At 45.3% G+C, this 23,472-nt stretch carries 18 protein-coding genes and 2 pseudogenes; 8 read left to right on the forward strand and 12 right to left on the reverse strand.

Translation table 11 applies throughout. The annotated features are described in order from the left end of the window. Nucleotides 1-15 precede the first annotated feature (15 nt). From KUA48_RS10310 to efp, 4 genes are all read right to left on the reverse strand, one after another. Nucleotides 16-336: a metal-sulfur cluster assembly factor gene (locus tag KUA48_RS10310; protein ID WP_006847572.1), complete on the reverse strand. Its 321-nt coding sequence runs from the start codon at nucleotides 334-336 to the stop codon at nucleotides 16-18. A 101-nt stretch (nucleotides 337-437) separates the two neighbouring features. Continuing rightward, the gene (gene radC / locus KUA48_RS10315; protein WP_118063483.1) at nucleotides 438-1,127 is read right to left on the reverse strand and encodes a DNA repair protein RadC; all 690 of its coding nucleotides are present in this window, start codon (nucleotides 1,125-1,127) and stop codon (nucleotides 438-440) included. A gap of 52 nt (nucleotides 1,128-1,179) precedes the next feature. Next, on the reverse strand, nucleotides 1,180-2,238 hold the full coding sequence (locus KUA48_RS10320; protein ID WP_218431832.1) for a glycosyltransferase family 2 protein: 1,059 nt from the start codon (nucleotides 2,236-2,238) through the stop codon (nucleotides 1,180-1,182). A 63-nt stretch (nucleotides 2,239-2,301) separates the two neighbouring features. Then, nucleotides 2,302-2,868 carry an elongation factor P gene (efp, locus tag KUA48_RS10325; protein ID WP_022121096.1) on the reverse strand — a complete coding sequence of 189 codons (567 nt, stop codon included), beginning with the start codon at nucleotides 2,866-2,868 and terminating at the stop codon, nucleotides 2,302-2,304. A gap of 221 nt (nucleotides 2,869-3,089) precedes the next feature. Between efp and rpmH the strand changes: the two genes are divergently transcribed. The 6 genes and pseudogenes from rpmH to KUA48_RS10355 all read left to right on the forward strand — a co-directional run. Next, a complete protein-coding gene (gene rpmH, locus KUA48_RS10330; RefSeq protein ID WP_004351099.1) occupies nucleotides 3,090-3,245 on the forward strand; it encodes a 50S ribosomal protein L34 in 156 nt (51 codons plus the stop codon). A 226-nt stretch (nucleotides 3,246-3,471) separates the two neighbouring features. Further along, nucleotides 3,472-4,206 (forward strand): PASTA domain-containing protein, encoded by a 735-nt coding sequence (locus KUA48_RS10335; RefSeq protein WP_153080081.1) that lies wholly within the window; start codon nucleotides 3,472-3,474, stop codon nucleotides 4,204-4,206. A 141-nt stretch (nucleotides 4,207-4,347) separates the two neighbouring features. Continuing rightward, entirely contained in the window at nucleotides 4,348-5,406 is a 1,059-nt protein-coding gene (locus KUA48_RS10340; RefSeq protein WP_194253082.1) for an RluA family pseudouridine synthase, read from the forward strand. Between the two features lie 5 nt (nucleotides 5,407-5,411). Then, nucleotides 5,412-6,407 (forward strand): D-alanine--D-alanine ligase, encoded by a 996-nt coding sequence (locus KUA48_RS10345; protein WP_006847565.1) that lies wholly within the window; start codon nucleotides 5,412-5,414, stop codon nucleotides 6,405-6,407. A 71-nt stretch (nucleotides 6,408-6,478) separates the two neighbouring features. Then, a complete protein-coding gene (locus KUA48_RS10350) occupies nucleotides 6,479-7,627 on the forward strand; it encodes a 1-acyl-sn-glycerol-3-phosphate acyltransferase (RefSeq protein ID WP_117694657.1) in 1,149 nt (382 codons plus the stop codon). A 595-nt stretch (nucleotides 7,628-8,222) separates the two neighbouring features. Then, nucleotides 8,223-8,501 (forward strand): annotated as a pseudogene (locus KUA48_RS10355) (hypothetical protein); the annotation flags it as partial. An 18-nt stretch (nucleotides 8,502-8,519) separates the two neighbouring features. On the opposite strand, the gene KUA48_RS10360 reads toward KUA48_RS10355, so the two are convergent. The 6 genes from KUA48_RS10360 to KUA48_RS10385 all read right to left on the reverse strand — a co-directional run bounded on the left by KUA48_RS10360 (nucleotide 8,520) and on the right by KUA48_RS10385 (nucleotide 16,015). Next, nucleotides 8,520-9,587: a Rid family hydrolase gene (locus KUA48_RS10360; protein WP_153073286.1), complete on the reverse strand. Its 1,068-nt coding sequence runs from the start codon at nucleotides 9,585-9,587 to the stop codon at nucleotides 8,520-8,522. A gap of 182 nt (nucleotides 9,588-9,769) precedes the next feature. Further along, nucleotides 9,770-10,732 carry an ornithine carbamoyltransferase gene (locus KUA48_RS10365; protein ID WP_022121112.1) on the reverse strand — a complete coding sequence of 321 codons (963 nt, stop codon included), beginning with the start codon at nucleotides 10,730-10,732 and terminating at the stop codon, nucleotides 9,770-9,772. 57 nt (nucleotides 10,733-10,789) lie between these two features. Further along, complete coding sequence (locus KUA48_RS10370) at nucleotides 10,790-12,076, reverse strand: glutamate-5-semialdehyde dehydrogenase (protein WP_218431830.1); 1,287 nt, start codon at nucleotides 12,074-12,076, stop codon at nucleotides 10,790-10,792. Between the two features lie 725 nt (nucleotides 12,077-12,801). Next, entirely contained in the window at nucleotides 12,802-12,978 is a 177-nt protein-coding gene (locus KUA48_RS10375; RefSeq protein WP_006847554.1) for a hypothetical protein, read from the reverse strand. A 165-nt stretch (nucleotides 12,979-13,143) separates the two neighbouring features. Beyond that, entirely contained in the window at nucleotides 13,144-14,280 is a 1,137-nt protein-coding gene (locus KUA48_RS10380) for an ATP-binding protein (protein ID WP_218431828.1), read from the reverse strand. A 118-nt stretch (nucleotides 14,281-14,398) separates the two neighbouring features. Further along, nucleotides 14,399-16,015, reverse strand: coding sequence for a DUF6377 domain-containing protein (locus tag KUA48_RS10385; protein ID WP_218431826.1), 1,617 nt, complete (start codon nucleotides 16,013-16,015; stop codon nucleotides 14,399-14,401). 330 nt (nucleotides 16,016-16,345) lie between these two features. Here KUA48_RS10385 and KUA48_RS10390 point away from each other — a divergent pair, with 330 nt between their 5' ends. Both KUA48_RS10390 and KUA48_RS10395 read left to right on the forward strand, forming a co-directional pair. After that, nucleotides 16,346-18,625: a TonB-dependent receptor gene (locus KUA48_RS10390; RefSeq protein ID WP_153073302.1), complete on the forward strand. Its 2,280-nt coding sequence runs from the start codon at nucleotides 16,346-16,348 to the stop codon at nucleotides 18,623-18,625. A 64-nt stretch (nucleotides 18,626-18,689) separates the two neighbouring features. Further along, nucleotides 18,690-20,870, forward strand: coding sequence for an alpha-galactosidase (locus KUA48_RS10395; RefSeq protein ID WP_218431824.1), 2,181 nt, complete (start codon nucleotides 18,690-18,692; stop codon nucleotides 20,868-20,870). Between the two features lie 107 nt (nucleotides 20,871-20,977). Here the strand turns inward: KUA48_RS10395 and proB are convergent. Both proB and KUA48_RS10405 read right to left on the reverse strand, forming a co-directional pair. Next, nucleotides 20,978-21,745 (reverse strand): annotated as a pseudogene (gene proB, locus KUA48_RS10400) (glutamate 5-kinase); the annotation flags it as partial. 68 nt (nucleotides 21,746-21,813) lie between these two features. Beyond that, nucleotides 21,814-23,472: an AMP-binding protein gene (locus KUA48_RS10405; RefSeq protein WP_153080071.1), complete on the reverse strand. Its 1,659-nt coding sequence runs from the start codon at nucleotides 23,470-23,472 to the stop codon at nucleotides 21,814-21,816.

A 23,472-nucleotide genomic window follows, 5' to 3' on the forward strand; every position in this document is an offset into this window, starting at 1 on the left:
TCAACAGCTTCGTCTTTATTCAAAGCCGAGTTCTACGCGAGCTTCCTCGCTCATCATACTCTGATCCCAAGCCGGTTCGAATACAAGGTTCACATTGGCAGATTTTACGCCTTCCACGCTGTCTACCTTGCTTCTTACATCCTCCAGGATGAAGTCGGCAGCAGGGCATGAAGGGGCTGTGAAGGTCATGTCGAGATCTACGGTGGCATCGTCCTTCACATCTATTTTATAAATCATACCGAGGTCCCAGATGTTGACAGGAATCTCAGGGTCGTAAACGGTCTTAAGTACATCTACGATCTTTTCTTCTATCTTTGTCTTTTCTTCTTGTGTCATAATAATCTTTGTTTTTGCCTACAAAGATAATAATTATTGCAGACAAAACAAAAAGAAAAGCTGTTTTTTTCTTGCCGAAGGTCTAATATACCCCAAATAGACTACAATTTACCTTTATCGTGATATGAATAAAAGGCACCGTCGGTTATGATGACATGGTCCATAAAGAAGAGGCGCATGATTTCGCAGGCTTTGGCAATCTTCTGGGTAAGTACATCATCGGCTTTGCTTGGCTGAGGATTGTTGCTGGGATGATTGTGGCAGAAGGCGATAATAGTAGCGTTGTTGAGCACCGCTTCTTTTATGATGAGCCGGATGTCGGTTGCCGTTTCTGTAATGCCGCCTTTTGAGATGCAGCTCGCTTTGATGAGCTTGAAGTTCTGGTTCATCATCAGGAGCCATGCTTCCTCTGTGTCTAAATCCTGCATCTTCGGAAGCATATAGTTGTAGATGGCAAGGGATGAGCCTAAGTCGGGACGTGTGCCAATCTTATCGAGAGCACGGCGCTTGCCCAGTTCGCAGGCTGCAAGAATGGTGATGGCTTTGGCGGGTCCCATTCCTTTATATTGCGTCAGTTCTCTGATGGTCTTCTTTCCTAGCTGGTTCAGGTTGTTGTCGCAATCCTTCAGAATGCGTTTCATCAGGTCTACGGCACTTTCGTCAGTAGATCCCGAACCAATCAGAATACCTAAGAGCTCGGCATTGGATAAAGCTGAGGCTCCCAAGCGCTCCAGTTTCTCGCGAGGCTTGTCTTCTTCTGCCCAATTGGCAATGGTTAGTTTCTCTGCCATAATAATAACTGATTAGTAGATTATTATTGGCTTCTCTTTTGGCGGGGAAGTCTTATTTGTAGAAAGTCTTGTTGTATGCGCTGAATTCGCTCTGTCCCAGTACGCATCTCTTCCACCATGCAGAAAGAAATCCGCATCCGTAACCCATCAGCTGTGTGAAGGCAGCGCGAATACTCAGCAAGCCTATCTTGATGCTATGGTTCTCTCTGCTGCTGTCGATAAACAGTGCGATAGTATAGAGAATGATGCCGGCGAGACCGATGCAGCCCAATGCTGCCATCGCATTGCCCAAGGTTGGGAATACGTGAACGGTGCCAAGCATGTATGGCAGGAAGCCGAAGAAGAGCAGAAGCAGCGTGCCTATTACGCCCACGGTGAAGACCATAGGAAGGAGATGCACGAGTTTGAGACTCTCTGGATATTTCTTGTAGAGATTGATGCGGGCGATGCCACTGTTGTAGACCTGTCGCCAGAACTTGCGGAAGTCGGTGCGGCGCTTATGCCATACCCATGCTTCAGGGAACAGACGGCAACGGCAGCCTGCCTTGAAGATACGGATAGAGAAATCAATGTCCTCACCGAAACGCATATTGGAAAAGCCATTCAACCTGAGATAAACATCCCTGCGGATGCCCATGTTGAATGAACGGGGATAGAACTTATCCATCTTCTTCTTTCCGCCACGGATGCCACCGGTGGTAAAGAAAGAAGTCATGGAATAAGAAATGGCTTTCTGAGTATCTGTAAATGATGAGTGCGCCTTGTCGGGACCGCCGAAAGCATCGGCTGGCTCACGGCTCAACTCATCACTTACAGCCTTCAGATAACCTTCTGGCAAGACCACGTCGCTATCGAGTATCAGAAGATACTCACCCTTGGCGCGCTCGGCACCATAGTTGCGACTCTGGCCCGGACCAGAGTTCTCCTTATAGTAATAATGTATATTCATCATGTGTTCATATCGTTTGCACACCTCCTCGCAGGGAGTCTGTGAGCCATCCTCAACGATGACAACTTCGAAGTCTTTCTCTGATTGATGAGTCAGACTTTCTAAAAGTTCGTCCACTTCGTCAGGACGATTAAATACAGGTACTATGATGGAATATTTCATTCTTCTTACTATTAAGGGTTAGTTTTACTCAATAAGAGCACAATCTTTCTGTTGGAGGATGTATTACTCGCTTACACGACCGAGGTAGCTACCGTCACGGGTGTCGATCTGGATAGTCTCGCCTTCGTTGACGAACAAAGGAACACGAACCTCAGCACCAGTCTCCAATGTAGCAGGCTTTGTAGCGTTGGTAGCAGTATTACCCTTTACACCTGGCTCAGAGTGAGTAATCTTCAAAGTAGTCTTCACTGGCATTTCAGCCAAGAGGATAGTACCATCAGTTGTATCAGTAACCACCTCAACAACGTCACCCTCCTTCATGTACTGGCCACCAGTAACGTTCTCCTTAGCGATAGGCACCTGCTCGAAAGTCTCCTGGTTCATGAAGATGCAACCAGTAGCGTCCTCGTAGAGGTACTGGTAAGGGCGGCGCTCAACGCGAACATCCTCCAATTTGAAACCTACCTGGAATGTACGTTCCAATACACGACCGTCGGCAACATTCTTCAATTTTGTGTTCATTACGGTGTTACCTTTACCTGGCTTTCTGTGCTGAAAGTCGATGCAAACCCATACTTTGCCATCCATGCGGATGCAAGTACCAATCTTAATTTCCTGTGAATTAATCATTTCTTGTTTATCTTGAATGTTATTATAATAATCTCAAAATCGAGTGCAAAGTTACGGCAAAAACATGAAAAATCAAAGGAAATATCGAAAAAAACATAAATATTTAAGCTAAATTTGGTAGTTTTCTTGGTTATTTCAGAAAATATGCGTAATTTTGCAGCCCAAAAAGGGCGTGTTTTGCACTTTTGTGAAGAATATTAATTAAAAAATAAATAAGAAAAATGAAAAGAACATTTCAGCCTCACAATCGTCGTCGCGTAAACAAGCATGGTTTCCGTGAGCGTATGGCAACTAAGAATGGTCGTCGCGTATTGGCTTCTCGCCGTGCTCATGGCCGTAAGAAGTTAACTGTATCTGACGAGCACCACGGAAAGTAATTCCGAGGAAAGATTCGTCTGTTGACGATGACATTAAAAGCAGCAAGGATGTATTCTTTGCTGCTTTTTGTTGTTTATAACGCCCCTTCCTTTTCTGAGATTGCTCTTTTGGGAACAAAGATGTTTTGTTTTTATATCATAAAATTAGGTGGTGAGAGTGCAAAAACTTTCCTTTTTATTTTGTTCTTCCCCCAAATACTTGTATCTTTGCACCAAAAAATAATATATGACTTCATCAGAGTTTATAAATAAGTTTAAGAGTAAGTACCTTTGGGGGAATATCGGTGCCATGATTCTGGTGCTGGTGTTGCTCTGTGCCGGTGTCAAGTACGGCATTGATATCTATACCCATCATGGTGAGGCCATCCGTGTGCCGGATATTCGATATAAGAATATCGATGATGCTACACATATCCTCGACGATGCGGGATTGGAAATTGTTGTAACGGATACGGGATATGTCCGCTCTTTGCCGCCTGATGTCATTCTGGAGCAGACTCCGGTTTTCGGAGAAGTGGTAAAGTCGGGACATGTTATCTATGTTACCATCAATTCTGATCATTCTCCACGTATCACCATTCCTGATGTCATTGACAACAGTTCGTTGCGAGAGGCAATGGCTAAACTTACTGCTATGGGATTCAAACTGGGTACACCTGAATATATTCCTGGCGAAGAGGATTGGGTTTATGGTATCCTCGTTAAGGGTAAGCATGTTGTAGCTGGTGATAAGGTTTCTATCGATAATGTGCTTGTCATACAGGTTGGTAATGGTAAACGGAGCGTTGATGATTCTATCGATGTGGTAGATCCGGTTTATCACGGCGAAGAAGATGTGATGGAAGGCGAAGGTGACATGAGCGGAGAAACTCATGAAGACAACTTCGAGGTGGTTCCTGGTACGGAAGCCACAGAGCCTGCTCCTTCGCATGAACACCACCAGAAGGAAGTGGTGGAGTAGGAGAAATGAAAAGTGAAGAATTCAATAGTAATACGAATGATATTTTTAGATTATATATATAATAAGGTATATGCTCCTGTAGAGGATGACTTCGGGTTTGATGATGCAGGAGATATGGACGAACTGGATGATGAACTCCAAATGGAGGAAGAAACCGCTGCTTCTGGTGAAGGAGGAGATGAACTCTATGAGCACTGGAAGGTTCAGGTGGATGCCAACCAGGATCCGGTGCGTATCGATAAGTACCTGGCTGATAAGATGGCCTATCAGAGCCGTAACCGCATTCAGCAGGCTGCTGATGCCGGATTCATCCATGTCAATGGTAAACCGGTAAAGAGCAACTATAAGGTACGCCCTAATGATCTGGTTACTCTGATGCTCGACCGTCCTCGTCATGAAACGAGTATCAAACCTGAAGAAATCGCTATCAATGTGGTTTATGAAGACGATCAGCTGATGGTGGTCAATAAGGAAGCAGGTATGGTGGTGCATCCGGGTGCGGGCAACTTTCATGGAACCTTGATTCAGGCGGTAGCCTGGCATTTAAGAGATATGCCTGAGTTTGATGCCAATGATCCGGAAGTGGGCTTGGTGCATCGTATCGATAAAGATACCAGCGGACTGCTCGTTGTGGCAAAGACTCCTACGGCAAAGACTGCACTGGGTAAGCAGTTCTTCAACAAGACTACCCATCGCAGTTACAATGCGCTCGTTTGGGGCAACATTGTAGAAGATGAAGGTCGCATAGAAGGCAATATCGGCCGTGATCCGAAGAACCGCCTCCGTATGAAGGTCTTCGATCCGGACAGCGGAATAGGCAAGACGGCGGTTACGCATTACAAGGTGTTGGAGCGTTTCGGTTATACCACCTTGGTGCAGTGTGTGCTTGAAACAGGCCGTACCCATCAGATTCGTGCTCACATGAAGCATATCGGTCATCCGCTCTTTATGGACGAAACGTATGGCGGAACAGAGATTCTGAGAGGTCAGCGCAGTAGCAGCTACAAGGCATTTATCCAGAACTGCTTCAAACTCTGTCCGCGTCAGGCTCTCCATGCCAAGACACTCGGCTTCGTGCATCCTACAACCAAGCAGCAGATGGATTTTGACAGTGAGTGGCCGGAAGATTTTAGACAATTAATAGAAAAGTGGCGCGGTTTCATCGCTGGCACCACACAAGATACATTCAAAAATATTTAGTAATTATGGAAAATAGCAAGAGAACGATAGCCATCGTATGTGGTGGTGATTCTTCTGAGCACGACGTATCATTGCGCTCAGGACAGGGTTTGTACTCTTTCTTTGATAAAGAGCGCTACAATATTTATCTCGTCGATGTGAAGGGTACCGACTGGCATGTCGCTTTGGATAATGGTGAGACTATCGAGATTGACAAGAACGATTTTTCTTTCGTTATGAACGGCAAGCATGTCTATTTCGATTATGCTTATATCACCATCCACGGACAGCCTGGTGAGAATGGTGTGATGCAGGGCTACTTCGACCTTATCCATCTGCCATACTCTACAAGCGGTGTTCTGGTAGAGGCAATGACTTTTGATAAGTATGTGCTCAATAATTATCTGCGCGGTTTCGGTATAAACGTAGCAGACAGTATCTTGCTCCGTCGCGGTGAAGCTTATGATGAAGAAGAGATTGCCAAGCGCATCGGTATGCCTTGTTTCGTAAAGCCTGCTGCTGACGGCAGTAGCTTTGGTGTGAGCAAGGTGAAGAATGCTGACCAGCTGGCTCCAGCCCTCCGTGTGGCTTTCATGGAGAGCAATGAGGTAATGATCGAGGGCTTCCTTGATGGTACCGAGATTTCACAGGGTATCTACAAGACAGCCGAGAAGACTGTTGTACTGCCGGCTACAGAGGTGGTGACCACCAACGAGTTCTTCGATTACGATGCCAAGTATAACGGTCAGGTACAGGAAATCACTCCAGCCCGTCTCTCTCCAGAGACCGCAGAAGAGGTTGCCAAGACCACATCCCGCATCTACGACATTCTTCATGCCAACGGTATCATCCGTATCGACTATATCATCTCTAAGGATAAGGATGGTAAAGACAAGGTGAACATGCTGGAGATCAATACCACTCCAGGTATGACCGTTACCAGTTTCATTCCTCAGCAGGTTCGTGCAGCAGGTCTTGATATCAAGGATGTGCTCAGCGAAATTGTGGAGAATCAGTTCTAGAATAACAAACTCATATATGGTTCTGCGATTTTTTCGCAGAGCCATATATATATATTAAATAGGTATATATTATGAATATCCCTCAAGAATTTGATACCATCCGTCCTTGGGAGCCTGAAGATCTCCCAGAGGTATTCGACCGTTTGCTTTCAAACGATCAGTTTAAACAAGTGCTTGCCTATCTCTATCCACAAGTACCTTTCGAGATGATTGCCCAGAAGTTGAAGGCATGTAAGACCAATCTGGATTTCCAGTTGGCTTTTGCTTACGATTTTGTTCATGGCATTCTGAAGAAGGCAGCAACAGGCTGCGAGATGGATTGTACATCGCTCGATAATACCCGTAATTATACTTTCATCAGTAATCACCGTGATATCGTGCTCGATTCAGCCATCCTCGATGTCCTTCTTATCGATAACGGTTTTAAGACCACCTGTGAGATTGCCATCGGTGATAATCTCCTTTCTCTTCCTTGGGTCAAGGACCTGGTACGTGTCAACAAGGCGTTTATCGTAGAGCGTGCCCTGAGCATGCGACAGATGCTGATGTCGAGCAAGCGTCTTTCCGACTATATGCATTTCGCCATCAAGGAGAAGAACGAGAATATCTGGATAGCCCAGCGCGAGGGTAGGGCCAAGGACAGTAATGACCGCACCCAGAAGAGTATTCTGCAGATGATGTCGATGGGTGGCGAGGGCAGCATTATCGACCGCCTGAAACAGCTTCATCTCGTACCGCTCTCTATCAGTTACGAATATGATCCATGCGATTTCCTGAAGGCAAAGGAGTTCCAGCAGAAGCGCGATAATGCCGATTGGAAGAAGGGACCTATGGATGACCTGGTAAGCATGCAGACCGGTATCTTCGGTTATAAGGGTCATGTGCATTATCATGCAGCCCCATGTCTTGATGATTATCTGGACAGTCTTGATCCTGATATGCCTAAGCAGGATATATATAATAAGGTAGCCGCCTACATGGATGAGCAGATATTCAAGAACTACCGCCTCTATCCGGGCAACTATGTGGCTCTTGATTTGCTTGAAAACTCAACTGCTCATCAGGCAGAATATACTGCCGAAGATAAGGCAAAATTTGAAAAATATATGGCTGGTCAGCTTGCGAAAATTGACCTTCCAAATAAGGATGAAGCTTACTTGAGAGAGAGAATTCTCGAGATGTATGCCAATCCTGTACGTAATTACCTTGCTGCTCAATAGCGGCAAGGTAATACTTTTTCTGTTTGATGATGTTGGAAACTGTTATTATCTGCCTGTTTTAATCAGACTCCTAATTGGTAATTCATAAGCTGTTTACGACAGACAGTTAACAGGCAAACCACAGACAGCCTACTGGCGCTATAGCCGCTAGTGGACTGTTCGCCTAGAACAGCCTTCCCCAATGCCTTTGTTTCGTTTTTATGCGAAGCTTACGAAGAAATACTCTTCACCTTTCGCTCGGAATCCCTTGTGTTTATCGGCATTCCAGGCGGTGAAGAGTTTCTGACGGAATAGGTCTAAGCCACGACTGCCGTTATGTAGTCGGGGCTTTTCGTATCATTACGTTAGCAGGATTTGGCTTTTATTGCTTTTCTTTTGTACTATCTTGTTGAATTGCATGTTTTTGTTTGGAAGTTACAATATTTTATTGTAACTTTGTACGGGTATAAGGAATGTCCTAAATCGTCCACGGGCGTTGTGGAAAGAACATGAATTTAAAATATAATCTCATGAAGAATTTGATGATAAAAACTTGGAAACCGCTGCTGTCGCTGCTCTTCGGTGTGGCGGTCGTGATATTCTGGGCAGTGCCATCGATAGCTGGCACAACTGGAGCAAGGATTCCCATTGGTTTGTCTTTACATCCCGTCGCGGTGACGGTCTCTATACCCGTCTTTATCTTGCCTGCATTGATGACAAGGGCAATGTAAGCAAGCCGTTCCTCTTGCCACAGCGCAATCCGAAGAAATACTACGATGAGTTGCTGGATTCCTATAATACCCCTGATTTCACATCCAAGCCAGTAGAGCTGGATGCCCGTGCGGCAGGAAATGAAATCATGAGTGATAAGAGGATTCCGACAAAGGTTAGATAACAGAATCTTTATAATTCCTTATTCTGTAGAACATAATTCCTTCTCTGCAATGCATTCCATTTCTATCAACCAGCCGGGGCGGCATACTTTTGCCTCCACGATGATGCGGGGGATTTGTGGATAAAACTGCTGCATCAGTCTGTCAACCGTATGATAGTCGGAGATGTCGCGCAGATAGATGATGAAGTATTGGATATCATTCATCGTGGCATCGCCATCTTTCAGCAGGGCGCCGATGTTCTCAAGCAGTCTGCCGGTCTGGCGCACGATGTCTCCTTCATAGACCACATCTCCATGCTTGTCGATACTGGCTGTACCGGAGATGAAGTATTGTTGCTTGAACTGCTGGCTTCCTTCTGGATGGAGAGTATGGGTAGGTAGCGTAAGCCGGGTTCCTCGTTCGAAGGCTACTCCATATTCATGGGCAGGATTCAGATGTTCGAGTGCCTGAAGATACTTCTTGTCCTCTTCCTTGATATGGGGGATGGTGAGGAAGTCGATGGCTACAGCTGCATGGCGTACCGGAGTGGCGCCACCGATACCTGTGCTGGCGATGTAGTGGGTGTCGGCTGTCAATCCCTCTTTATCGAAGATGTCATTACGGGCTTCTACTACGCCTTGATAGTTTACATCGATGTTGGTGACGTATATCCAGGTGCGAATCAGGTTGCGTTCCATTGTCATATCCGTACCTTCGATAGTCTTCAGGTATTTATTGAAGAGAAGACGGGTCTGTTCGTACGAATCCTTTCCCTTAGCCTCCTCCTCTGTAAGGCGAAGACTGTGGAAGAGAATGGGAGTCTGGGAGTCCGTTGTCTTGATCAGCAGACTCACCTTGCTGCCATTCAGTGGAGTCTGTTCCACGATAGTGAGGTTTGCGCCTTTCAGAAACTCCTGATAAAGGAGAGATTCTTCTAACTCTTTTATCTGGTTCTGGGCATCGCTGAGGAATACCTTACAATATTGCAAGGTACGGTTTTCCAGTTTCTCTGTATCGAGAAAGTTACCTAGTTTTAGATACAGAAAGTTAAGGCGATCATTGAATGAACCCTTAGCTTCTGGTGAAAGTATTATGTATTTGTCCATCTTGTTTTTCTTTTTTTTCGGCAGCAAAGGTACGGATAATATCTGAGATATAAGAATATAGACAGGATGAAAAGATAAAAATACCGAGATATGGGGATAGGAACAGGCTGGATAGAACGGAAAAGAGGGAAATAAAGGCTTGTTTTCCTTTACTTCCCCCTATCTTTTTCTTATTTCCTGCTTTAGAGTGATTCGAGCATACGCTTGATGACAACCTCGGCTGAAATCTCACGGTTGGCTGCCTCTGGAATCACCAGACTGTTCTTGCTTTCAATGACATCATCGGTTACAATCAAGCCACGGCGAACTGGCAGACAGTGCATGAAGCAACCATCGTTGGTCCAGCTCATGTGCTCCTCGTCGATGGTCCAGCTCATATCCTTGCTCAGGATTTCGCCATACTGTGCTGGGTCTTTCACGCCCGGACAGCTCCAGTTCTTGGCATAAACGAAGTCTGCACCTTCCAGCGCCTTTTTCTGGTCGTACTCTACCTTGGCATTGCCTACGAACTTAGGATCGAGTTCGTATCCCTCAGGGTGAGTAACCACGAAATCTACATCGGCTGCATTCATCCACTGGGCGAATGAGTTTGGTACAGCTTGAGGCAAGGCACGGCAATGAGGAGCCCAGGTCAGGACTACCTTAGGACGAGCCACCTTCTTATGCTCCTCAATGGTGATGAGGTCGGCGAATGCCTGGAGTGGGTGAACGGTAGCAGTCTCCATAGCGAAGACAGGGCGGCCGCTGTACTTTACAAACTGGTTTACAATGGTTTCGGCATAATCATACTCTCGGTCTTTCAAACCGGCAAAGCTACGAACACCGATAAGGTCGCAGAAGCTACCCATCACAGGGATAGCCTCCAGCAGGTGCTCGCTCTTGTCGCCATCCATGATAACGCCACGCTCTGTCTCCAGTTTCCATGCACCTGCGTTCACGTCGAGTACGATAACATTCATGCCCAGGTTCATCGCAGCCTTCTGTGTACTCAGTCGGGTACGGAGACTGTTATTGAAGAATATCATCAGCAAGGTTTTGTTCTTGCCCAACTCCTGATAACCGAAACGGTTTGCTTTCACTTCCTGTGCCTCGGCGAGCGCTGCTTTCAGGTCGCCAAGGTCTTCAACATTAAAGAATGTCTTCATTGTTATTTCGTTTTTTATTTGTTATTTCTAATATAAAGCTATTGAATTCTTCACTCTTCACTTCCTTGTTTGTCCATTTCCTGTAATCAGCCACTTGTAGGTGGTAATTTCTTCTAGCGCCATTGGTCCGCGTGCTCCAAGCTTTTGGGTACTGATGCCAATTTCTGCGCCCAATCCGAACTGTGCGCCATCGGTGAAACTGGTTGGAGCATTCACATAAACGCAGGCTGCATCTACCATCGCCTGGAACTTCTTCTGGGCAGTTTCATTGTTGGAAACAATGCTCTCGCTGTGTCCGCTTCCGTAAGTGGCGATATGGTCGAGTGCTTCATCTTCTGAAACCACGGCCTTGATTCCCATCTGCATGCTGAGCCATTCGGTGTTCCAGATACTCTTCACGTTGGCATCAGCCTCTTTCATCTTTGCATCGCTTTCCTCTGCCTTATATAATAAGGTGTCTGGATAGTGTCCCTTTAAGACTTCGTAAGCCTTGGCATCTGCATGAATCTTGGTTTGCTTCTCGGCGAGTCCTTCACAGAGGGCAGGGAGGTCGCTTAATCTGCTTTCGTGAATCAGCAGACAGTCGAGCGCATTGCATACGCTCACTCTTCGGCACTTGGCATTGGTGATGATGCGCTTGCCCATCTCCAGGTCGCCATCCTTGTCGAAGTAACAATGTACCACACCGGCTCCGGTTTCGATAACCGGAACTTTGGCAGTATCACGGACGAAGTTGATAAGCTTCTTTCCGCCACGAGGAATACAGAGGTCGATATAGCCCACGGCATTCAGCATTTCGCCGGTAGCCTCATGGGTAGCAGGGAGTAGTGTAACAACATTCGGATCAATACCAAAAGTTATCAGCACCCTGTGGATAAGTTCGACACCCGCTGAGTTTGAGGCGTTTGCGTCCTTTCCTCCTTTCAGTACGCACGCATTTCCGCTCTTGAAACAGAGTGAGAAAACATCGTAGGTTACGTTAGGACGGGCTTCATAAATCATACCGATAACTCCGAATGGAACGGCTACTCGCTGTAGGTGCAAACCATTTTCGAGTGTTTTGTCTTTGAGAACTCTTCCGAGCGGTGAGGGCAGTGTACTGACGTGTCTCATATCCGAAGCAATATCCTGGAGTCGCTGCTCTGTGAGTTGCAATCGGTCGTAGAGCGGGTTCGCCTTGTCCATCTTCGCCAAGTCTTCTGCATTCGCTTTGAGAAGCGCAGGAGTCTCAGCGATGATAGCGTCAGCCACCGCCTGCAGAATTTTATTACGTTGTTCATCTGTTAGCAAACCAAGTGTTTTGCTAGCTGCCTTCACTTTTTGGAAAGTCTCTTTCAGTTCCATTCGTTATTTCCTTTCTTATTTTTATGATAAGATATTTTGTAATGTGTTACGAGTTCCCTCTTAACAACGGCAAAGGTAAGCATAAATATCGGAAATTGCAAACTTTATGCAAGAAAAAATGATGATTTTATAGATAAATGGATAGTTATACGGAAAATGATATTAAAAAAGGTCAAACAGCGTTTGACCTTTTTGGGGTAGCAAAGAAGATTCAGCAGACAGTGTCTGCTGTTTTTGCTTTTTGAATTCCTCAGACAGTGTCTGAGGAATTGTTAACTCTTTGAATTTCAGATAGAACTTCTTGAAAGATACGATTTTATATCGAAAAAGCAATCTTTCTCTTCACTTTTTTCGATAAAAAGTTGCAGATAATAATTGTATTTCCAAAAGAAAGTAGTATCTCTGTATCTGAGTTTGTAGTTGTACAACTATAGTGTATAAGGTTGTACAACTATGGGGGATAAAGTTGTACAATTATAAGGTGTGTTATTGTACAACAATAAGGTGTTGTCACTATAGTCAGCAGATGTGCTGACTGCAGTCGGCAGAGCTGCTGAGCCTAGTGGCAAACTCCGAGAAGCAGTATTCTCTTACCCAAGAAACTGTCTCCGCTAACTCAAGAAGCTATCTCCGTTAATCCGAGATTCAGTGTCCGTAAGCTTAAGCAACCACATACTCTTACTTAAGCAACCATATTCTCTGGCTTGTTAAAGCAGTTAGGGAATCTACATATCCATAGTGTAGTTGTGAAGATATTCCCAAGCATCGTTCAAATCACGTAAAGGGAGGCGCTCTTTTACGAGCTTTATCTTTAATGCCTTGCAGAATGCTTTCAGAACAGATTCTGTTGCCATCTCCTCCAACTTAATATAGTTAGGACGTTTAGAGAACAAACAAGTCATCCATTGTTACTGCCGACTGAACATCCCAGGCATAAGGATTGCCGGATAATCCCATGGTCGTAATCATTGTAAGATGTACGGCTTTCTAGGAGAGAAATGTGCTTTAAACGTGCGGAATGTGTCTTTTTTAAGCACATTCCGCACGTTTAAAGCACATTTTTTTGTTTATATTCTCTTTAACCACAGATCCATGAATCTGTCGTAGATGACGTATCCTTCATTAGTCCTATATACTAATTCCTTGTCTTCCAAGATTTTGAGGGCAGCCTTTACGCTGCTGGCTCCACTCAGCTTGTGCTCCTTGATGAACTTGCCAGAGGTAGGCTGGGCAACAATGCTATCCTTGGCTATAGCTTTCAGAAGCGAGAACTGGTTCTCTGTGAAGAACTGTACCATATTCTCAAACTGTGGTTCTCTACCTTCGAGTACTGAAAGAATTGCTGCATTTACTTGCTTGATACTATCAACTTGTATTTCGGTTTCATAGAGGCGATTCATGATGCATTGGATATACCATGTGTGGCCCTCGAATTGTTGATAGATGTAGTCGAAGGTTTCTTTTGATAAGTTGCCACCTTTCTGCTTGAAGAAGTTTTGGCAAAACTCATAATAAACATCGTTTCTCAATGGTTTAAGTCCCATCATCTCAGTGCTTTGGTAAAATGGATGTTTCGGCGAGCCGAATATCTCAGCCATCAGATGATGCTTGCTGCCAGAGAAGGTGAAATGCACATGTTGGGCAAACTGGATATAAGAACGTAGCAATGCCTCTGTGCCTTTCTCCGGATATTCTGCAATCTGCTGAAACTCATCGATGGCGATATATACCTCTTTCCCACTCTCGTTGAGATAGTTGAAGATGCTGCGGATGGTGATGTCTTCTTGGGATGGCTCAATTGTGATTGATACACTAGGCTCACCAGTCAATGGATCCATGCTGAGTACAGGGCGCAAGGCACTGAAGAAGGCGATGGTTTTCTCTATGAATGAGGTGTTCTTGCGGACGATGTCATTGATAACCATTACTCCAAATTGTTCCACAAAGTCGTGCAAGTTCTTGGTAGCGAATATGTCGAGGTATAGGCATGCGGAATCCTTCTCATCTTTTTCCAGATGATAGAAAGTGTTCTTGATAAGCCCAGTTTTTCCTAGTCTTCGAGGAGAAATGAGGGTAACGTTTCTTCCATTCTTCAAGTGCGACATTAGAGTCTTTGTTTCCACTTCTCTGTCGCAGAAATACTCAGGACTTTCATAACCTTGATAGATGAAAGGATTTGCTAATTTCTTGTTTCTTAGTTTCATACGCCATTACATCTTTAGTGTTACAACTTTTATGTAATGGCAAAGATACAACTATTTCTTGAATGGGCAAAAGAAAATGGCAGAAAATTGAGGAACATTCTCAATTTTCTGCCATTTATTAGCCTATCACATTGCATAGTCGGTTGATGGCTGCATCAAAAGTGGTGAGGTCTTTGGCTCGCTTTCTGATGGCTGCCTTGTAATTATAGATGGTTTGGGTAGAATAGAACAGGAGGGTGGCCAGTTCCTGCCCATCCGTAATTCCCAGTCGCATCAGTGCATAGATACGCAGTTCCTTGGTGAGACTGTTAGGGGCAGGGAGAACTATCTGTTTTTCTGGCAACAGCAGTTGGTTGAACTCTTCCACGAAATTCGGATACAAGTCAATGAATGCCTTGTCGAAGCGAATATAGAAGTTGGCTGCCTCTTCTTCTGCCAGCTTGTAGCTGTTGATGGCAGTCAGAAGATCGGCAGTTTGCTTTGCCTTGATTTTGCGGCTTACCAATTTGCGATAATCATCCAGTTTCTTGATATATACGGCACTGATGTCCATAAATAAATGCATATAGGTCTCTCTTCGCTTATTGGTGTTGAGCAGCTTCTGGTTCAGTTCGTCCAAGAGTGTATTTTGGCTTTTTATCTCCCTACGGCTCTTGGCTAGATGCTTGTTCATCTTGAATGCAAAGAAAGCCATGGCAAGGAATCCTAGCGACAGGATACTCACGATGACGAGGGATGCTGTTACGATGTGGTTCTTGCGTACTTCTGCCTGATGGTTCGTTTCTGTGATAAGGGGAAGTATGCGGGAAATCTCTACCATGCGGAGACGGTTGTTGTAGAATTGGGCATCCTCCATGGAGCAATAGATGTATTTGGAAGCCCTCTTTGCATAGGAGGCATCCTTATTATATAGATAGGTGGAAAACTCCTGAAGGGCAAGATTCTCCTTCAGGGGACATATCTGGTCTGAGATGGCTGCTTCTACAATATACTTTTCATATAAATCCTTTTGGTCGGTATCATAATAATAGCGGGCTATGCAATAAGCCGATGAGGCATGCACACGGCTGTTCAGGGGACTGGCAGAAAGCGCCTTCATGTAGAACTGAAGTGTTTTTTTGCTTGTACGCTGCTTTAGAAATTCAAACTCTCCTGAAAGATAGTAATAAAGAGCGGATTCCTTGTTGCCGATATGCTCAAGAGTCTTGCCTAAATAAAAACGTTTCTTGGCTTCTAATCCTTCTTGAAACTCCGACTTGTTGCAGAAAGTTTCCCAGTAGTTATATACCCAAGTCAAGGTATAATAATAGTATTGCAATAACTTAGGTGACATTTTCTCCACATCCATTGCGAGCATTAAGTCTTCTGCCTGGCTGTAGAAACCGCCTGTTGACAGCACTGCCGCACGATTGATTTTATTCAGGTTGATGAAATAATCATCCTGAAGCTGTGCTGCCAGCTGGTAGCCCTTCTTGGCGTATGTCATGGCAGAGTCGTAACGGTAGGTATAATACTCCCTGTAGATTTGGTTATAGAGACTAAGCTGGCTGCGCTTGTCGGAAGTCATGTATAGTTGCTTTTTGAGTCTTAGCAGTTTCGCTTCTTTTCTTTGGGTAAACTTGCTTCGCTGAGCGATGTAACTGTCTAAACGATGGAACAGCTGTTCCTCGTTTACGGAAGAAGCATTTGCCATTAATGGCATAAACATCATTAAGAACCACAATACTACTTTCATAACTATTTTTTTAATTGTTTTTGTTACTATCTGATAGGCTATTAGAGTGCCTTATAATTGTATTTTTCTGCAAAGATACTACATTTATTTCTCTTTTTACCATCTACTCTATTAAAAAGTATTAATATCTTTGATAGCTTGATTATTAGAAGGTTATAGACTTAACAAACCTAATATTTATCTACTCATAACCTACACATGATGCCAATGTCTGAAAAATCTCCTTAACTTTGCAACCGCAATCGAATCGCATTCGGTAGCAAGTGAAATCATGTAAAACTAAGAATAAACAACTGTAAGATTATGAACTTAAGAATCCGAACATTTTCTATGGCTTTGGTAGCGATGTCTGCTGCAAGCCAAGTGTATGCACTTCCTTCCGACGAATCTGAAAACAAGGAGAAAAAGGAAGAGCGTAATGTGATGCTCAACGCATCTGATGCCAACAAGCCTCGTGAAATCCAGATAGGATTGCCAAGCGAGGATGTAACCGTATATGAAAACGGTCTTCCTGCCGTTTACTCTTCTTCCGTACACAAACTGTCTGCACATTGGCGTAGCGATGCCTCACTGAAAGGTACCGACTTGATGACTCCATCTGAGTCTGCCATTGCTACAGGTAATATTGCGTATGCAGTTTCTTCTTTCAGCGAGTTGGGACAGAAAGAGTTCAAAGGTAAGCTCAACTATAAGGCAAACCATTTTGGTATGCAGAATGTAGACCTCAACCTGTCTGGTGGAATCGGTGCCAATTGGCTTTATACAGCCAGTATGTATCAGAATTTCGATCCAGGTAGTTTCAAGCTTCGCTTTACTGATTATGCCGACCGTACCCAACTTTATCATTTCGGTATCACTCGCATCTTGAATGATGGAAAGGGACGTGTCTCCTTATTATATAAGTATTCCAACAGCAAGAACCCTGGCAATTTTGCCAATGCAGCCCCATTTATCTATTCAGGCGACGGCAGTATCAAGAAGATTGATGGCTTTGACCCTGGTATGGACTCATACGTGCAGCGTCAAGGTTCTTTCCAATACTTGAATACAAAGTCAGGAAAGATGGAGACATGGAATATGAGCGATGGCAGTGAGAATCATGCCAACGAAATTGCCCTCATCAGCCAGTATCAGTTTGATAATGGATGGTTGTGGAAATTCAACGCCAAGTATATGAATGCTCCACGTGCCAATTATGTGGATTACGGAGGAAGTACCATCTCTCAGGTGAGCGAGGCTGATGGCTATCAGCTTTCTGATGGGTCTGCCTACAGTGGTTACATTGAAGGCCGTCGCACCTGGTTGCATGTTGGTAAGGTGAGCAATGCGCTTTTGACTACCGAAATCTCTAAGCAGTTGAACAACCATAAGTTAATGATAGGATTGAACGAGTGGTATTACCATCTCAATTACTATTCGTCTTCGTTCCAGTGGGCAGGCACCGTAGAAGCTTATCCACGCACATTGAGCCAGATGTATGTCAATCCGCTTGATCCTACACAGACAGCCCGTCGTTCTGAGACTTTCGGTTATAATGAGTTGAGTCCAGAATACACCAAGGGTTCAGAGAACAAGTTGGCACTCTACTTTACCGACGAATGGAAGGTAAGTCCTAAGTTCAAGGTGTTCTATGGTGGTAGATTGGAGTACTACCGCATGTCTGCCGAGCAGATTTCTGCCCCACGTTTCTCAGGATTCCACATGGGTAACTATAATACATACGCCACAGCTGCTGATGGTTCTGTTGTTGCTACTGAGCACAGCATCGAAGCAAAGAACGTAACCAAGGATAAATTGAATTATGCAGCCACCTTGCAGTTGACGTATAACCTTACCCGCCAGTTTGGTCTGACAGCCGATGCTACCATCGCCACCCGTTTCCCACGCATCAGCGAGTATGCAGGAACAGGACCTACCGAGGAGCAGTATAAGCGAGTAACCATTCCATTGATTCGTGGTGGTATTTTCTACAAGAACGATTGGATTGACCTTTCTTCAATGGTGACCTACATATCAAAGTCGAACAATATCGACCAGCAGAATCTTACCAAGCCTGGCACTACAGAGGGCAAGACCGTGTTGCTCATCTATAACATCCAGACTTTGGGTTGGACAACCTCGGCAGAAATCAATCCGTTCAAGAACTTCCACATGCATGCACTCTTCACTTATCAGAAGCCGGTGTATAAGAACTATAATGCGAGCGTAACGTTCAGTGACGGTCAGTCTATGGGTGTGAATGCCAATAACATGATTGTCAAGGAGATTCCTCAGGTTCTTATCGAGTTGGACCCTAAGTATGATATCACCAAGAATCTGAATGCCTGGTTGAGCTTCCGTTACTTTGGTAAGACCTATGCCAACCTTCAGGAGGCACTCTACTTCAATGGTCACTGGGAGACTTTCGGCGGAATCAACTGGAATGTGAACAAGAAGTTGAGCCTTGGCGTGAGTGTCATCAATATCTTTAACGAGAAGGGTGCCAAGGGTACCATTAGCGGCTCTGAGCTGATTACCAAGCAGGAAGCTGGCAAATATGACGGCAAGTACATGAGTGGTAGCTATCTCCGTCCGTTCACGGTGGAATTCTCTGCAGGAATCAAATTCTAAGATAATAACGAAAGTATTATAGCGTTTAATTATAACAAAGCAATCACATAAAAACCAAAGAACGATGAAAAAGGTATTTATGATTATCGCAGCGATGTGCATGACATCTATTATGGCATCTGCTCAAAAGACCATCAGAGTGTCAACAGACAAGACTGACCTCGTGATGCAGGTTTCTCCTAAGGGTCGCCTCTACCAAGTGTATCTGGGTGACAAGTTGAAGAATCCTTCAGATTACAATCATCTGGAGTGGGATGTATATGCAGCCTCTGATGGTTCCGTCTGCCAGCGAGGTCATGAGGTTTATGCAACCTCTGGTGCTGAAGATTTCTTCGAGCCGGCAGTGGCAGTGACCCATGCAGATGGTAATATGACCACCTATTTATATTATCAGTCTTCTGAAGAAAAGGCTATCAGTGGAGGTGTTGAGACCATCATCACGCTTAAGGACAAGGTGTATCCGCTGACCGTGAAACTCCACTATGCAGCTTATCCTAAGGAGAATGTCATCAAGGCATGGAGCGAAATCTCTCATAAGGAGAAAGCTCCGGTTACGCTTTGGAGATATAGCTCTACAATGCTTTATTTCAAGGCAAACAAGTATTTCGTTACCAATTATCATAGCGACTGGGCTAAGGAAGGACAGCCTGAAACTTGCCAGTTGACTGCTGGTAAGAAGATTGTTGATACCAAGTTGGGTACCCGTGCAGCCATGCAGGAAGAGCCTTTCTTTGAACTGGGATTCGATGAGCCTGCCAAGGAGAATGAGGGCAAGGTGATGCTTGGAACCATCGGATGGCCTGGCAACTTCCGCTTTACCTTCGAGGTAGATAACGTGGGAGTCCTTCGTGTTATTCCTGCCATCAATCCATACGCCTCTAATTATAAACTGAAGGCTGGTGAGACGTTCACTACCCCTGAGTTTATCTTTGCCATGAGCGATAATGGTATCGGTGAGGCTTCCCGTAATTTGCACAATTGGGCTCGTCAGTATCAGGTAAACATGGGTATGGAAGATCGTCTTACGCTCTTGAACAACTGGGAGAATACCGGCTTCGACTTCAACCAGCAGAGTCTTGCTGAGTTGATGAAGGATGCCAAGGACCTGGGTGTAGATATGTTCTTGCTTGATGATGGTTGGTTTGCCAACAAGTATCCTCGTAAGGACGACCATGCAGGTCTCGGCGACTGGGAGGCTACCAAGAGCAAGCTGCCTGATGGAATACCAGGATTGGTAAGAGATGCCAAAAAGGCTGGTGTAAAGTTTGGTATTTGGATTGAGCCTGAGATGGTGAATCCTAAGAGTGAACTCTTCGAGAAGCATCCTGACTGGGTCATCATGCAGCCAAAGCGTGATACCTATTATTACCGCAACCAGCTGGTACTTGATATCAGTAATCCTAAGGTACAGGATTATGTGTTCGGCATCGTGGACCGTATCATGACTGAGAATCCGGATGTGGCTTACTTCAAGTGGGACTGCAACAGTGTGATTACCAATATCTATTCTCCATATCATAAGGAGAATCAGGGTAATTTCTATATTGATCATGTGCGTGGTATCTACAAGGTGCTTACCCGTATTCATAAGAAGTATCCTAAGTTGCCGATGATGCTTTGCTCTGGTGGTGGCGGCAGAATGGATTACGAGATGCTGAAGTATTTCACAGAGTTCTGGTGTTCAGACGATACGGATCCATACGAGCGCCTCTACATCCAGTGGAGCCTGTCAAAGTTCTTCCCAGCCAAGACCATGGGTTCGCATGTAACCAACTGGAACAAGAATACCAGTGTGAAGTTCCGCACCGATGTTTGCAGTTCATGTAAGTTGGGCTTTGATATCGACCTCAAGTCGCTTTCTGGTGATGAATACAAGTTTGTGCAGAATGCTGTCAAGAACTATGATAGCATGAAGCCTATGATTCTCGAGGGCGACCAGTATCGCCTGGTTTCTCCATACGAAGGCAACCACTGTGCCATTAACTATGTAAGTAAGGACAAGCAGCGTGCCGTTCTCTTTGCTTACGACTTGCATCCACGCTACAAGGAGCCTGTGATGAATGTGAAGATGCAGGGATTGGATGCCGATAAGGTTTATACCGTAAAGGAGACCAATCTGATGCCTGGCAAGGAATCTGATTTGGAGTGCAATGGCAAGCAGTACAGCGGTGACTATCTGATGAAGGTCGGCTTGAATGTATTCAGCCAGACAGATGGAACCAGCCATGTATTGGTATTAGAATAACGTATCAACTATTCATAATGAAAACGAAAAGCAGCAAAGTCTATAAATAGGCTTGCTGCTTTTTTAGGTTTCTGTATTTCTTATCCCTAATGATTTTACTTGTTTAGCGGTCTTGCCACAAACTCAGTATGAAGGGTTTCCATCGGATGCTCCTTCAGATTGATGAGGATGTTTGGTGTATTGCCGTTGGCGATGATTACCTTGATGCCGGCATTGGCTACATCCTGGGCGGTCTTCAATTTGGAAATCATGCCGCCTCTACCATGGCTACTCTTCTCGTCGCTCACATACTCGCTCACGTCTCGGTCGTAATATACCGAAGGGATGATGCGGGAGGTCGGTAGGGAAGGGTCGCCATTGTAGATGCCATCCACATTGGAAAGTAAAACTAAGGCATCGGCATTCAGCATCCTGGCTATCAAGCCTGATAACTCGTCATTATCGGTGAACATCAATTCGGTGAGGCACACGGTATCGTTCTCATTCACGATAGGGAGCACGCCGTTCTCCAACATCAGTTCCATACAAGCCTTTTGGTTCTGGTATTGTTCCTTGGCGAGGAAATTTTCCTTCATGGTCAATACTTGTCCCACCTTGATGTTGTATTCTCTGAACAAGTCGTAATACAATCTAATCAGCTTGCCTTGACCTACCGAAGAGAACAACTGTCGCTGTTCTACACTGTCCAGCTGGTGGTCTACCTGAAGCTCGCCTCTTCCTGCCATTACGGCACCAGAAGATACGAGGATCACCTCGTAGTCCTGCCTTCTCAACCAAGCCAGTTGGTCTACCAAAGCCGACATTCTTGTTACGTTCAAATGTCCATCCTCTCGGGTCAGTACGTTGCTGCCCACCTTTACTACTATTCGTCTCATAAATTCTTTTATGTTGACATACTGGGTGAGGGCAGGAAACAAAACCTGCCCTCCCAGCGCATTCTTTTTTATTTTTTATTGTCTTTTTCTCGAATCTCTACTCTTCGAATCTTGCCGGAGATGGTCTTTGGCAATTCATCTACGAATTCGATGATGCGAGGATATTTATAAGGAGCAGTCTCATGCTTCACATGATCCTGCAACTTCTTGATGAGGTCAGGGCCCGCCATACTCTTGTATTCATCCTTCAGTACGACGGTTGCCTTGACTACCATACCGCGGATTGGGTCTGGCACACCGGTGATGGCGCACTCTACTACGGCTGGGTGAGTCATCAGGGCATTCTCTACCTCGAAAGGACCGATACGGTAACCCGAACTCTTGATCACATCGTCGATTCTGCCCTCAAACCAGAAGTAGCCTTCCTCATCACGCCAAGCCATATCGCCCGTGTGATAGTAACCATCATGCCAAACCGATTTGGTCTGCTTTTCATCACGATAGTAATATTTGAAGAGGCCGATAGGCTTGTCATCGCCGATGCGGATGCAAATCTCGCCCTTTTCACCATCCTCGCATTCCGTCATGTCTGGGCGAAGGATGTGAACATCATATTGTGGGTTAGGCTTGCCCATGCTTCCTGGCTTGGGTTTGATCCAAGGGAAGGTTCCGAGTGTCATCGTAGTCTCAGTCTGTCCGAAGCCCTCATAAATCTGAACACCAGTGAGTTTCTGGAAGGTCTCTGCCACGGATGGGTTCATAGCCTCGCCCGCAGTGGTGCAGTATTCAAGACTGCTGAGGTCATACTTAGAGAAATCTTCCTGAATCATGAAGCGGTAGATAGTAGGAGGGGCACAGAAAGAGGTGATGTGATACTTCTCAATCTGGCGCATGATCTTATCCGCTGTAAACTTCTCGTGATCGAAGACGAAGACGGTGGCTCCGGCAAACCATTGTCCGTAGAGCTTACCCCATACAGCCTTGCCCCAACCGGTATCGGCTACGGTAAGGTGGATGGAATTCTCGTGGAGATTATGCCAATATACACCCGTGGTCAGATGACCGAGGGCATAGAGGTGATCGTGTGCCACCATCTTTGGCTCGCCAGTGGTTCCCGATGTGAAGTACATCAGCAGGGTATCCTCATTAGAGTTTACATGTTCTGGGCGAACAAAAGGAGCACATTCGTTCCATTCCTTCATCCAGTCGTGGAAACCTTCCGGGATATCCGGACCGATACTGATCAAAGTCTTGACAGTCGGACTCTCTGGCATTGCCTGATTAACCTGCTCTACCACGTAATCATCGCCGCAGCAGATAATCGCCTTCACGCTTGCTGCATTGTTGCGGTAAACGATGTCGTGCTTGGTAAGCATGTGGGTGGCAGGGATGGCTACGGCACCCAACTTGTGGAGACCGAGCATGGCGAGCCACCACTGATAGTGACGCTTCAGAATGAGCATCACCTTATCATCGTGACCGATGCCGAGACTCTGGAAGTAAGCAGCAGCCTTGTCGCTCTGCTCCTTCAGGTCCTTGTATGTAAAACGGATTTCTTCGCCACGTTCACTTGCCCAAAGCAGCGCCACATGGTCTGGTTTGATCTTTGCCCATTCGTCCATCACGTCGTAGGCAAAGTTGAAATCTTCTGGTATGATAAACTCCAGATGCTCCTTGAAGTCTTGCTCTGAAGTAAATTTTGTCTGTTTTAGAAATCTCTCGATCAT

This window comes from Segatella copri (assembly GCF_019249795.2).
GTDB classification, from domain to species: domain Bacteria; phylum Bacteroidota; class Bacteroidia; order Bacteroidales; family Bacteroidaceae; genus Prevotella; species Prevotella copri_B.

What these genes read in the sequence shown, in the direction of transcription:
- KUA48_RS10310 (WP_006847572.1), bottom strand. Translation starts at nt 336, where the DNA reads ATGACACAAGAAGAAAAGACAAAGATAGAAGAAAAGATCGTAGATGTA.
- radC (WP_118063483.1), bottom strand. Translation starts at nt 1,127, where the DNA reads ATGGCAGAGAAACTAACCATTGCCAATTGGGCAGAAGAAGACAAGCCT.
- KUA48_RS10320 (WP_218431832.1), bottom strand. Translation starts at nt 2,238, where the DNA reads ATGAAATATTCCATCATAGTACCTGTATTTAATCGTCCTGACGAAGTG.
- efp (WP_022121096.1), bottom strand. Translation starts at nt 2,868, where the DNA reads ATGATTAATTCACAGGAAATTAAGATTGGTACTTGCATCCGCATGGAT.
- rpmH (WP_004351099.1), top strand. Translation starts at nt 3,090, where the DNA reads ATGAAAAGAACATTTCAGCCTCACAATCGTCGTCGCGTAAACAAGCAT.
- KUA48_RS10335 (WP_153080081.1), top strand. Translation starts at nt 3,472, where the DNA reads ATGACTTCATCAGAGTTTATAAATAAGTTTAAGAGTAAGTACCTTTGG.
- KUA48_RS10340 (WP_194253082.1), top strand. Translation starts at nt 4,348, where the DNA reads ATGGAGGAAGAAACCGCTGCTTCTGGTGAAGGAGGAGATGAACTCTAT.
- KUA48_RS10345 (WP_006847565.1), top strand. Translation starts at nt 5,412, where the DNA reads ATGGAAAATAGCAAGAGAACGATAGCCATCGTATGTGGTGGTGATTCT.
- KUA48_RS10350 (WP_117694657.1), top strand. Translation starts at nt 6,479, where the DNA reads ATGAATATCCCTCAAGAATTTGATACCATCCGTCCTTGGGAGCCTGAA.
- KUA48_RS10360 (WP_153073286.1), bottom strand. Translation starts at nt 9,587, where the DNA reads ATGGACAAATACATAATACTTTCACCAGAAGCTAAGGGTTCATTCAAT.
- KUA48_RS10365 (WP_022121112.1), bottom strand. Translation starts at nt 10,732, where the DNA reads ATGAAGACATTCTTTAATGTTGAAGACCTTGGCGACCTGAAAGCAGCG.
- KUA48_RS10370 (WP_218431830.1), bottom strand. Translation starts at nt 12,076, where the DNA reads ATGGAACTGAAAGAGACTTTCCAAAAAGTGAAGGCAGCTAGCAAAACA.
- KUA48_RS10375 (WP_006847554.1), bottom strand. Translation starts at nt 12,978, where the DNA reads ATGACTTGTTTGTTCTCTAAACGTCCTAACTATATTAAGTTGGAGGAG.
- KUA48_RS10380 (WP_218431828.1), bottom strand. Translation starts at nt 14,280, where the DNA reads ATGAAACTAAGAAACAAGAAATTAGCAAATCCTTTCATCTATCAAGGT.
- KUA48_RS10385 (WP_218431826.1), bottom strand. Translation starts at nt 16,015, where the DNA reads ATGAAAGTAGTATTGTGGTTCTTAATGATGTTTATGCCATTAATGGCA.
- KUA48_RS10390 (WP_153073302.1), top strand. Translation starts at nt 16,346, where the DNA reads ATGGCTTTGGTAGCGATGTCTGCTGCAAGCCAAGTGTATGCACTTCCT.
- KUA48_RS10395 (WP_218431824.1), top strand. Translation starts at nt 18,690, where the DNA reads ATGAAAAAGGTATTTATGATTATCGCAGCGATGTGCATGACATCTATT.
- KUA48_RS10405 (WP_153080071.1), bottom strand. Translation starts at nt 23,472, where the DNA reads ATGATCGAGAGATTTCTAAAACAGACAAAATTTACTTCAGAGCAAGAC.